Below are 11,738 nucleotides of genomic sequence, written 5' to 3' on the forward strand. Positions count from 1 at the left end.
CGTTCACAGGCTTCGGGTCGGCTGTGCCGGGCAGGCTCGTGGCCGCAGGCCGGGGCGGCTCCGGTCCGGAGCCGCCCCGGCCCGGCGGAGGGCTACCGGCCGGCCAGGGCGGCCAGGGCGCCCGGGTAGAGGTACTCCTTCGCGGGGATCGTCGTCCCGTGGACCCAGGCGTCGAAGAAGCCCTTGAGGTCCTTGCCCGACACCTGCGCCGCCAGCGCCTCGAACTGCGGGAACGAGGCGTTGCCGTAGGCGTGGTCGGCGGTCCAGCGGCGCAGGGTGGTGAAGAAGGCGTCGTCGCCGACGGTGCGCCGCAGGGCGTGCAGCATCAGGGAGCCCTTGAAGTACAGGGCGGGGTCGAGTTCCCTGCCCTTCCCCGGGTCGTACAGCTTCGTGGACCAGTACGAGGGGTTGTCCTTGTTGCCGGCGACCGTGTGGGCGTAGAAGCCGGTGTCGAGGTCGGCGCCCTTGTGCTCCTCCCACAACTGGTTGGCGTACTGGGCGAAGCACTCGGCGAGGCAGCCGTCACGCCAGTCGGTGAACGAGACGCTGTCGCCGAACCACTGGTGGGTGCTCTCGTGGACCACCCCCTCGTCGGAGATCATCCCGTTGTACGTCGGCCGGCTCTGCGTCTCCAGGGCCCCCGCGCCGTGGCTGGGCGTCTTGGCCGGGCCGACCACGATCGAGCCCGCCGAGGAGAACGGGTACGGGCCGAACTTCGAGGCCAGGAAGGTCAGGATCTCGGGTTGCGCGGCCTCCAGGGCCGCGTCGATCTCAACGCCCGGACTGTACGCCGAGATGACCGGCTTGCCGTCGGGCAGCTGCGCCCGGTGGACGGTGAACCGGTCGATGGCGACCGTGCTGAGGTACGTCGCCATCGGGCGGTCCTCGTGCCAGCGGAAGGTCGTGGTGCCGTTGTCGGTGGTGGTCGGCCCCGGCAGGCCGTTGCCGATCGCGGTCCAGCCGTCGGGGACGGTCGCGGTGAGGGCGAAGGTGGCCTTGTCGGACGGGTGGTCGTTGGACGGGTACCACGAGGTCGCGGAGTGCGGTTCGCCCGCCGCGTTCGCGCCGCCGTCCACCAGGGTGTGCCAGCCCTCGGCGTCGGGCGTGCCGGCGTACGTCACCCGGACGGCGAACGTGGCGCCCCGGGCGACCCGTTGGGCCGGGACGACGACCAGCTTGTGCTCGCCGGAGCGCGAGAACGACCGCGCCGGCGTGCCGTTCACGGTGACCGAGGCGACCGTGAAGCCCTTCAGGTCCAGGCTGAAGCGGTCCAGCGCCCGGGTGGCCCGGGCGGTGACGGTGGTGTCGCCGTCCAGGTGGTCGGTGCGCGCCGGGTCGTAGGCGATCCGGACGTCGTAATGCCCCACGTCGTAGCCGGAGTTGCCGTCGTCGGGGAAGTACGGGTCCCCGATGCCGGTCGCCGCCGAGGCGGGCAGGGCCGTCAGGGCGACGCCGAGGGCGGTCGCGGTCGCCAGCACGGCGGCGGTCCGGCGGCGGGTCGTCGGTGTTCTGCGCATCTCTGCCTCCTGCGGGTGTCGGGTGGTCAGGGCCGGCTGGTGGCGGGGGTGGTGGCGGCGAGCTGCCACACCACGCCGACCAGGGCGTTGGTGCTGGTCGTCTCCGTGGCCGGGTCGACGTTGGCGAGGTTGTCGCACGCGTCGTGGATGCAGTCCGAGATGCCGGTGCTGAAGCCGGAGGACGGGATGCCGGCCTTGCCGAACGACTCGTTGTCCGAGCCGCCCACCCCGACGTCGAAGGTGGCGAGGCCCCGGGCGGCGAACCACGACTCGAAGGCCTGCCCGGCCGCGCTGTCGGCCTGCTGCCCGTCCTTCACCACGAGCCACTGCTTGGTGTTCTTGCTGCCCGTCTGGTCGAAGTTGAGGTAGAGGTCGATCGCCTTGCGGTCGTCGGGGGACAGGCCCTTGACGTAGTCGGCGGAGCCGACCAGCCCGACCTCCTCCGCCCCCCACCAGGCGAACCGCAGGTGCCGCGCGGGCTTGAGCCGGGCCTCGGCCACCTGGAGGGCGGTGGTCAGGACCGCCGCCGAGCCGGAGCCGTTGTCGTTGATCCCCGGGCCCTGCTTGACGCTGTCCAGGTGGGCGCCGGTGAGCAGCACGTGGTTCGGGTCGCCGCCCGGCCAGTCGGCGATCAGGTTGTAGCCGGCCTCGCCGCCGTGGTCGAAGCGGCGCAGCTCGGTGTGGAAGCCGGCCCGGTCCAGCGCGTGCCGCAGGTACGCCACCGACTCCGCGTACCCCCGGGTGCCGTGCGCGCGGTTGCCGCCGTTGCGGTCGGCGATCCGCTGCAGGGCCCGCAGGTGCGGCATCACGTCCTGCTCCGAGACGGTCGGGGCGGCGGGGGCCCGCATGCCCTCGACGGACGCGGCCGCGGCGGTGGTGGCGGCGACGGTGGTGGCGGCGACGGGGACCGTGGACAGGACCAGGGCCGCCCCGAGGGCGCGGGCGGCGAGGGGCAGCAGGCGGGAGGACGACTTCACGCGGGGACCTTTCGGAGCAGGTCCGGGGGGGTCACCCCCCGGCGGACTCCGCCACACTGGCCGGTCGGTGTCAGGAAGTTGTCAGGAAGCGGTCGGATCATGATCTGGAAGTGGTGGTGAAGTGGCATGGTTCGTGACGAGTTGGTGCGGACCCCGACCGCCGGCCCGGCCCGCCGGCCAGGTCGAGAGCCGTTCGGGGGCGCTCTACGATCATCCGTATGTGCGCACATGTCGTGGTCGCCGAGGACGATCCCAAGCAGGCCGACCTCATCCGCCTGTACCTGGAACGCGAAGGGCACCACGTCGTCGTCGTCCACGACGGCCGTGCCGCGCTGGAGGAGGCCCGCCGCGGCCCGGCGCAACTCCTGGTCCTGGACGTCATGATGCCCGTCCTGGACGGCCTCGACGTCTGCCGCGTCCTGCGCGCCGAGTCCGCCCTGCCGGTGCTGATGCTGACCGCCCGCTCCGCCGAGGAAGACCTGCTGCTCGGCCTCGACCTCGGCGCCGACGACTACCTCACCAAGCCCTACAGCCCCAGGGAACTCGTCGCCCGGGTCCGCGCCCTGGTGCGCCGCGGCTCCCCGACGGCCCCTCCCCGGGACACCGCCGCGCCGGCGACCGCCCTGAGCGTCGGGCCCCTCACCGTCGACCCCCTGCGCCACGAGGTCACCGCGCACGGACGGCCCGTCAGCTGCACACCCGCCGAGTTCCGGCTGCTGGAGGTACTGGCCGCCCAGCCGGGCCGGGTCTTCACCCGCGCCCAGCTGCTGGAACACCTGCACGGCATCGACCGGTACATCACCACCCGTACCGTCGACACCCACGTGATGAACCTGCGCCGCAAGATCGAACCGCACCCGCGCCGCCCCGTCAGCCTCCTGACGGTGTACGGCATCGGCTACAAGCTCGCGGAGGAACCGCGCCTTGCGTCGTGACACCCCGCTGCGCCGCAGCCTGACGGTCCGACTGCTCGCGCTCTCCGCGCTGGTCTCCCTCTGTTCCATCGCCGCGACGGCCTGGCTGGCCGCCCGCACCACCACCGGCGCGATCAAGCAGGAGCAGACCCAGGTCCTCGCGGACCAGACCCGGATCTACCACGAACTGCTCGGCTACGCCGCGACCCACCCCGACTGGAACGGCGCGCAGGAGACCGTGCGGCGGCTCGCGGCCGCCACCGGGCAGCGCATCGTGCTGGCCACCCCGCGCTTCGAACCGGTCATCGACTCCGCGGCGGGCCCTGCTCCCACCGCGTCCGCCGGGTCGGGCACGGCTGTCACCCAGGGCCCCGCCGTCGAGCGGGCGGCCCTGCCCCGTACGCCCACCACCATCGTCGACCCGCTCTCCGTCGACCTCGCCATGCTGCCCGGCGCGCCGAGCGACCGGATCGACGCCCGCGCGGTGGGCCCGTTCCGACTGACCCCGGCCGAGCACGCGGCGCTGGAGGACGGCCTGGTGAAGCAGGCGGACTGTCTGCGCACGGCGCTCGGCATCGAGGCGACCGTCACCGATGACCCCGCCGGGCGGCCGCACCTGCGCACCGCCGACGACCGTGCCCTCGGCGTGCGCTGCGCGGCCCCCATGGTGGTGAGCGCTCCCACCCGTACCGAGACGGCCGCCCTCGCCGACCTCACCGGCCTCGTCAACGCCTGCCTGGCACGCCAGCAGATCCGTCCCGTCACCCTGACCCTGGGGCCGGACGGGACCCCGTCCGGCGACCCGCGCCAGGACCAGGTGACCTCCGCCTGCCTCACCAACGCCCGCCGGCAGCAGCTCGTCCAGTACGTGGCGCCGCCCGTGCTGCTGTTCGTCGGCGCCCCGGTCGGCGCCGGGGGCGCGGCCCCCGTGCTGACCTCCGCCCACCCCGGGCGGGTCACCGAGGTGGCCGCCCTGGTGCTGGTGGCGACCGTGGCGATCACGGTGACGGTCGGACTACGGCTCTCCAGGCCGCTGCACGCGCTCACCCACGCGGCCCGGCGGATGGCCGACGGGGACCTCTCGGCCCGGGTGACCGTGACCGGCCGCAACGAGATCGCCGGACTCGCCGCCGCCTTCAACGCCATGGCCGAACGGCGCGGGCAACTGGAGGACCTGCGCAAGGCGATGGTCGGCGACATCGCGCACGAGCTGCGCACCCCGCTGAGCAACATCCGCGGCTGGCTGGAGGCCGTCGAGGACGGGGTCGCCACCGCTGACCGGGCCCTGACGGGCTCCCTGCTCGAAGAGGCCCTGCTGCTCCAGCACCTCATCGACGACCTGCGGGACCTCGCCGCCGCCGACGCGGGCGAACTGGCCCTGTACCGCGAACCCGTCGACGTCGATGACCTGTTGGTGCAGGTCGCCACCGCGCACGGAGCGCAGGCGCAGGCGTCCGGTGTGGCCCTGGCCGTCGACCCGGCCGGCGCCGCAGTCGGCGTGGACGTCTTCGCGGACCCGGTGCGCCTGCGTCAGGCGGTGGGCAACCTGGTCGCCAACGCCGTCCGGCACACCCCGGCGGGCGGCACGGTCACCCTGCGGGCCCGCGCCCGGGCCGGCGCCCTGCTCATCGAGGTCGCCGACACCGGCACCGGCATCGCCGCGGCGGACCTGCCGCTGGTGTTCGAGCGCTTCTGGCGGGCCGAGAAGTCCCGCAACCGCCAGACCGGCGGCAGCGGTCTCGGCCTCGCCATCGTCCGCAAGCTCGCCGAACTCCACGGCGGCGGCGTCCACGTGGCGAGCACCCCGGGCGCGGGGTCGGTGTTCACCGTGCGGCTGCCGTCGGGCTCCCGAAGCCCGGAGGACCGCACCTGTCCGGACATCGTGCGGGACTCCGGATCGCCCTGACCCGCGCATCGGGTTCCCCGCCCGGCGCCGCGTGCGGGTCCTGGCGGAGGACCGACCCGGGCCGGCGCTCTGCCCCGGCGCCGGCCCCGCGTCGGCCCCGCGCCCGCACCGACGCCCGTGCCCCGTCGCCGAGCAGCGACGGGGCACGGGCGTGGCCAGGCCAGGCCAGGCCAGGTCAGCGCGGGCCGGGGTCGCTGGTGCCGGGGCGGCCGTTCTCCAGGTGGCCGGCCCAGCGGCGGCGGAACGCCGGGCCGTCCACGGCGGCGACGGTGATGTCGTACCAGCGGCTGTGGGCGTCCACGTCGAAGGTGAACTGCGCCGAGTCGCCGGGGCGAATGCGGTGGCCCGGCGCGGACGGGCCCTTCGCGTAGGCGTCGGCGGCGGTCACCGTACGGGTCGCCTCCCCGTTGTTGCGGACCTGGACCTTCACCCTGGTGCCGTGCGGGGTGAACCGCGCGACCAACTCGGCGCGCAGCTCACCCTCGAACTCCTGCAGCGACCCGTTCGGGCCGTGGGCGGCGAGGTGGTAGCCGCCGGCGTCCGTCAGCGGCCAGAAGTCGCTGAAGTTGTCGTAGGCCGAGACGGTGTAGCGGCGGGGGGCCGCCTTGGGGGCGGTCCGGTCGTAGACGTAGAGCCACGCGCCCGCGTCGCCCCAGTTGTCCAGCTCCAGCCGGAACTGCCCCGGGGTGTCCGTCTCGTCCTCGTTGACCCGCAGGTCGTAGGGGAGGGCGCGGGCCGGCCGGGTGCCCCGCTCCTGGGTGGGCATCTGCTGGGGCAGCGGCACCTGGTAGGGCTTGCCCTGCGAGGCGATCGGCGCGGGCACCGGGATCGAGACCGGCTTCGGGTCGGCACCGGAGAAGTCGAGGGCCGAGGTGAGGTCGCCGCAGACCGAACGGCGCCAGGCGCTGATGTTGGGCTCCGCGATGCCGAACCTGGTCTCCAGGAAGCGCAGGACCGAGGTGTGGTCGAAGGTCTCCGAGCAGACCCAACCACCGCGCGACCACGGGGAGATGACCAGCAGCGGCACGCGCGGGCCCAGGCCGATCGGCTGCCGGCCGCCCGGATCGGCGCCGGGGACCAGCGGGCTCATCTCGCCCGGGTACCTGCCGAGGTCGAGCAGCTCGTCGCCGAGGCTCGCCTCCAGGCTGCGGGAGACCATGCCCTGGCCGCCCGGGCCGCTGACGACCGGCGGCATCGGCGGGACGACGTGGTCGAACAGGCCGTCGTTCTCGTCGTAGTTGATGAGGAAGACGGTCTTTCCCCAGACCTCGGGGTTGGAGGTGAGCGCGTCCAGCACGAGGTTGATGTAGTACGCGCCGTCGGTGGGCGTGGCGGACGGGTGCTCGCTGTACTTGTACGGCGGGACGATCCAGGAGACCTGCGGCAGCCGGCCCTGCTGGACGTCGGCGCGGAACTCCTTGAGCGTGTGGTCGGTGGCGCCCTTGTCCACCAGCGGGCCCGACGCGCCCTCGGCGACCTGGAACCGCTCGAAGAACATCAGCGAGTTGTCGGTGTAGTTGTCCGTGGGGGTGCCCGGCTCGCCGGAGCCGCCCTGGTACAGCTTCCAGCTGACGCCGGCCGCCTCCAGGCGCTCCGGGTACGTGGTCCAGGTGTAGCCGTTGGTGTTGTTGCGCTCCCACAGGCCCGGCCCGTTCGGCTTGCGGCCGTACGCGTTGCGCGGGTCGCTGGTACCGGTCCACAGGTAGATGCGGTTGGGGGCGGTGTCGGCGTGCACCGAGCAGAAGTACGCGTCGCAGACGGTGAAGGCGTCGGCCAGGGCGAAGTGGTACTGCAGGTCCTGGCGCTTGAGGTGGCCCATCGTCATGACGTCCTGCTTCTGGTTCACCCACTGGTCGTGGCGCCCCTCGTTCCAGGCGAGGTGGCCGCTGCTCCACCCGTGGTCGGTGCCGGCCTGGTACTCGGTGGTGTTCCCGGGGTCGATGTACCAGGGCAGCACCTCCTGCTCGGAGGCGGGCAGGCCGCGGTCGTGGTAGCGGCCGGTCTTCACCCCGGCGGCGGGCTGGCGCCAGTTCGGCTTCCCGTTCGGCAGCAGCGTGGGGCGCGGGTCGTCGAACCCGCGCACGCCGCGCAGGGTGCCGAAGTAGTGGTCGAAGGAACGGTTCTCCTGCATCAGGATGACGACGTGCTCGACGTCCTCGATCGACCGGGTCCTGCTGATCGCGGGCATTGCCAGGGCCTTGCTGACCACGGGCGGGAACGCCGCCAGGCCGGCGGCGGCGGCGGATGCGCCGCCCAGCTGGAGGAATCGGCGTCGGTCGATGGAGGCCACGTGATGTCCTTTCCTGTCTCGGGTGCACAGGTGTACGGGTACCAAGAAGGTTCGAACATAGGCGCAGCGGCCGGGCCGTACACGGAGCTCCGGCGAACGCCGCATGAGCGTTCGACCAATTCCTGTTCAGCCAACTTCGCCGGATCCCGTCGGGCGGCCGCGCGTCGGGCCGTGGGGTGCGGGCCGTTGGAGGAGGCCGCCTTCCCCGGTGGGCGGCCGTGGTCAGGAGATCTGACGGGGCACCGGAGGCGCAGGTGGATCGGGGTGGGCCTGGGTATCAGGGACGGAGGAGAAACCGATCACCGTCTGGAGTCCGTTGTGCGTATCAGCGTCTGTATCCTGCCCGACCGTCCGTTCCAGGAGGCGGTGTCGATGTGGCGGCGGGTGGAGGAGTTGGGATTCGACACCGCCTGGAGCTATGACCACATCACCTGGGCGGGGCTGCCGGACGGCGCCTGGTACGGGGCCGTTCCCACCTTGGCCGCGGCTGCCGTGGTGACCTCGCGGCTCAGGCTCGGGACGCTGGTGTCCTCGCCGAACTACCGGCATCCGGTGCCGCTCGCACAGGACGTGCTCACGCTGGACACCATCAGCGAGGGCCGGTTCGTCCTCGGCTTCGGCGCCGGCTCGATCGACAACGACGCCACCGTGGTCGGCCAGGGCGAGGACGGGAAGGGCTGGTCGGTGCAGGAGCGCGGCGGCCGGTTCCGCGAGTCGGTGGAGTTGTTGGACCTGCTGCTGACCGCCGGTCCCGAGGGCCGGCCGCGAACGACCTTCCGCGGCCGGTACTACGACGCGGTCGACGCCCGGATGGAGCCGGGCTGCGTGCAGCGGCCCAGGGTGCCGTTCGTGCTGGCGGCGAGCGGCCCGGTCGGGATGCGGACCGTGGCGCGGTACGGCGCGTCGTGGGTGGCCACCGACGATGCGGACGGGCCGAGGGACGTCGAGCGGACCGAGGCGTCGACCTGGCGCATCCTCGCGCGCCGGATGGAGGAACTCGACACGGCGTGCGAGCAGGAGGGCCGCGACCCGAAGTCGCTGCGCCGGACGCTGCTGACCGGGTTCTCGCCGCTGCCGACGATGCAGTCGGCGCAGGCCTTCGAGGACGTCGCGGGGCGCTGTGCGGAACTGGGCTTCACCGACATCGTGGTCCACTACCCGCGCGAGTCGGGGCACTTCGCCACTCCCGCGCACGTCCTTGAGCAGATCGCGCCCGCGAACCGCGCTCGCGTCTGACAAGGCCGCGGTCATCGGCCCTGGTGGCGCTCGTCCTTGCGGGCGAGCGCCACCAGTTGGACCCTCGACCGCACCCCGAACTTGCGGTAGATCCGGGTGAGCATCGCCTCGACGGTCTTGACGCTGACGTACAGGGCGGCCGCGATGTCCCGGTTGCCGTACCCCTCGGCGACCAGCTCGGCGATCCGCTTCTCCGCGTCCGTCAGCCCGGCCAGCCAGGACGGCGTCCCGGCCTGCTCCGGCCGGCCCGGCCCCCACAACGGCGCCCCCGCCTGGTGGAAAACCTCCTCGGCCCGCGCGTGCAACTCCCGGGCGCGGGCCGGGCGTCTGCGTCGGTGTTCGACGGCCGAATGCGTCAGCAGCACCCGGCCGCACTCCAGTGGGTATCCCAACTCCGCGAACGCGTCGAGGGACCGGACCAGCAGGTCCTCGGCCGAGCCGAAGTCGCCGGTCGCGGTGCGGCACAGCGCCTCGGCGCGGTCGAGCGAGGCCAGTACGCCCCGCCGTCCCAGCTCCTCGGCCCGGTGCCGGGCCGCCGAGACCGTCCGCGCCGCCGCGTCGAGATCCCCGGCCGCGACCAGGGCCTCGGCGAGATCGGCGTCGAAGCGGATCGCCGCCGGATCCCCGATGGCCAGGTCCCGCGCCAGTTCGCGGACCCGGAGCAGGTCCGCCAGGGCGCCGGCGGTGTCCCGCAGGAGCAGCCGCGTCATGCCGGTCAGTTGCAGGCACTGGGCGACGAAGACCATGTCCGCCTCCTCCTCCGACGCCGACAGGCCGAGCCGTGCGTACGCGAGGGCCTGTTCCAGGGTCCCGCCGGCGAGTTCGGCGGTCGCCGCCGCGTACCAGGGCGGACCGGGGGCCGCGCCCAGCTCGCGGCCCAGGGCCAGCAGCCGGCCGGCCTCCTCGCGCGCGGTGTGACCCTCCCCGCTGTGCGCGTGGATCTGCACGGCGATGCCCACCAGCCGACTCAGATCGGCGGGGCCACCGTCGCGTCCGAGCGTCCGGGTGAGCTCGTCGAGCAGCAGGCCGGCCTCGCCGAGCCGGTCGTCCAGCAGGGCGAAGCGGACGAGGACCCACCGCGGGTCGTCGTCGATCCGACTGCCCCCGGCCGACCAGTCCGGTCCGGCCGAGGTGAACACACCGCCCGACCCGTTCGCCCGGCCCGACCCGCCGGCCCCACCCAGCCCGATCTCCCCGCCCGACTCCAGCACGACACGCAACGCCCCGGCGTCGCCGGTCAGGCCCCGGCCCTGCTGGATGCGGGCGGCCAGGGTCACGGCGGCCGAGTGTCCGGCCCGGTCGCCGGCCCGCTCCGCCCACGTCACGGCGTGCCGGGCGTGGGCGAGCGCCTCGATGGGGTAGCCCCGGTTCACGTGCGTGCTCCAGGCCAGCCGCCGATGCGCCGCCGAGACCAGCATCGGCTCGCCGGCGGCGGTGGCGTCGGCCAGGGCCTGGGCGGCGACGTCCGCCAGCAGCGCGGCGCCCCGCCCGGCCGCGTCGACGACGGCGATCCGGGCCCGGGCCGACGCCGCGGGCCCGGCCTGGGTCCGCTCCAGCCGGTCCAGGGCCGTCCAGGCGAGGTCGAGGCGCCCGGCGGCGGCGGCGTCCCGGGCGGCCTCGACGAGCAGGTCGGACCGGGTGCCGTCGGCGCGGTCGACCGCCAGCAGGCCGAACTCGGCGGCCCGGGCGCGGTCGCCGCGCTCGCGCGCGGCCGCGGCGGCGTCGGCCAGCCCGGGGACCAGGCGCGGGGCGCTTGAGGCGGGGGCCAGCGCGGAGGCCTCGTGCCAGGTCCGGTCGTCGGCTCCGGCCGAGACCTCCGCCAGGGCGCGGTGGGCACGGCCCACGGCCTCTCCGCCGGCCTCGGCGATGACGCCCTCCCGCACGACCGGCGCCGGGAAGAGCACCGTGCCGTCGGCCACCCGGATCAGCCCGGCCGCCTCGGCGGCCGCCAGCGCCGCGTCGGCGGTCACGCCGGCGGCGCGGCGGATCGCGTCGAGGGACGGATCCGCCGCGAGCGCCGCCAACAGCAGGACCCGGCGCACCGGTTCGGCGAGATCGGCCAGCCAGGCGTGCGTCGCCTTGCGCGCGTGCGGGGCCAGCGGCCGGACGTCCAGCGCGGTCGCGGGCGTCCCGGCGCGGGCCAGTCCGCAGGCGATGTCCGAGACCAGGCGCGGATTGCCGCCCGTCGCGGCGTGGATCCGGCCGGCGGTCCGCAGCGGGAGCCCGTAGGAACGCACGATGGCCGCCGACTCCTGCGGGCTGAGCGGGGGGATCCCGATCTCGACCGCGCCGCCGCCCAGGACGTCGTGCGGCGACGGGCCGTCGGGGCGCAGCGCCGCGAGCAGCGACACGCTGCCGCGGCTGCGTCGTGCGGCGAAGCCGAACACGTCCAGGCTGCCCGGCCCCCACCAGTGCACGTCGTCGGCGACCAGCAGCGGCCGGGCCCGGCGCCCCCACGCCTGCAGGCAGGACAGGACCGTGACGCGGAAGGTCGCGGCATCGGGCTCGGGCCCGGCGACGCGGCGCAGCACCCAGTCCATCGCCGAGCGCTGGAGATCGGACAGTTGGCCGGACACCTCGGCCGGGCAGACGGCGAACAGGTCCACCAGGGGCGCGTAGGCGATGTGCGCGTCGGCGGGGGCCGAGCTGAGCCGGACCACCGGTTCCCCGGCCGCCTGCCACTGGGTGCTCACGGCGTCCAGGACCTGGGACTTGCCGTACCCGGTCGGCCCGACCACCGCCACCGCGCCGCCCTGCCGCAGCTGTCCGCAGACCTGCTCCACCAGCGGGCTGCGCCTGCTCATCGCAGCGTCGCCATCCAGGTTTCGACCTGGTCGGGTGTGCGGGGGAGGGTGGTGGAGAGGTTTTCGTTGCCGTTGTCGGTGACGAGGATGTCGT

Annotated in this window: 7 protein-coding genes; 3 read left to right on the plus strand and 4 right to left on the minus strand. The window is 74.2% G+C overall.

What is annotated here, in order from left to right:
- Positions 1 to 92: 92 nt before the first annotated feature.
- The gene (locus P3T27_RS39155) at positions 93 to 1,517 is read right to left on the minus strand and encodes a M1 family metallopeptidase (RefSeq protein WP_280686122.1); all 1,425 of its coding nucleotides are present in this window, start codon (positions 1,515 to 1,517) and stop codon (positions 93 to 95) included.
- A gap of 26 nt (positions 1,518 to 1,543) precedes the next feature.
- Positions 1,544 to 2,494, minus strand: a complete 951-nt coding sequence (locus tag P3T27_RS39160) for a M20/M25/M40 family metallo-hydrolase (protein WP_280686123.1) — start codon at positions 2,492 to 2,494, stop codon at positions 1,544 to 1,546.
- Positions 2,495 to 2,712: 218 nt separating this feature from the next.
- Between P3T27_RS39160 and P3T27_RS39165 the strand changes: the two genes are divergently transcribed.
- Both P3T27_RS39165 and P3T27_RS39170 read left to right on the plus strand, forming a co-directional pair.
- On the plus strand, positions 2,713 to 3,429 hold the full coding sequence (locus tag P3T27_RS39165; protein WP_280686124.1) for a response regulator transcription factor: 717 nt from the start codon (positions 2,713 to 2,715) through the stop codon (positions 3,427 to 3,429).
- Positions 3,419 to 5,314 (plus strand): HAMP domain-containing sensor histidine kinase, encoded by a 1,896-nt coding sequence (locus P3T27_RS39170; RefSeq protein WP_280686125.1) that lies wholly within the window; start codon positions 3,419 to 3,421, stop codon positions 5,312 to 5,314. Before P3T27_RS39165 ends, P3T27_RS39170 begins: the two co-directional genes overlap by 11 nt.
- A gap of 175 nt (positions 5,315 to 5,489) precedes the next feature.
- On the opposite strand, the gene P3T27_RS39175 is transcribed toward P3T27_RS39170, so the two are convergent.
- A complete protein-coding gene (locus tag P3T27_RS39175) occupies positions 5,490 to 7,604 on the minus strand; it encodes a phospholipase C, phosphocholine-specific (protein WP_280686126.1) in 2,115 nt (704 codons plus the stop codon).
- Between the two features lie 318 nt (positions 7,605 to 7,922).
- On the opposite strand from P3T27_RS39175, the gene P3T27_RS39180 reads away from it, so the two are divergent.
- A complete protein-coding gene (locus tag P3T27_RS39180; protein ID WP_280686127.1) occupies positions 7,923 to 8,840 on the plus strand; it encodes an LLM class flavin-dependent oxidoreductase in 918 nt (305 codons plus the stop codon).
- Between the two features lie 11 nt (positions 8,841 to 8,851).
- Here the strand turns inward: P3T27_RS39180 and P3T27_RS39185 are convergent, their stop codons facing one another.
- Positions 8,852 to 11,644 carry a LuxR family transcriptional regulator gene (locus P3T27_RS39185; protein ID WP_280686128.1) on the minus strand — a complete coding sequence of 931 codons (2,793 nt, stop codon included), beginning with the start codon at positions 11,642 to 11,644 and terminating at the stop codon, positions 8,852 to 8,854.
- Positions 11,645 to 11,738: the final 94 nt, after the last annotated feature.

Source organism: Kitasatospora sp. MAA19, assembly GCF_029894125.1.
Taxonomy (GTDB): Bacteria; Actinomycetota; Actinomycetes; order Streptomycetales; family Streptomycetaceae; genus Kitasatospora.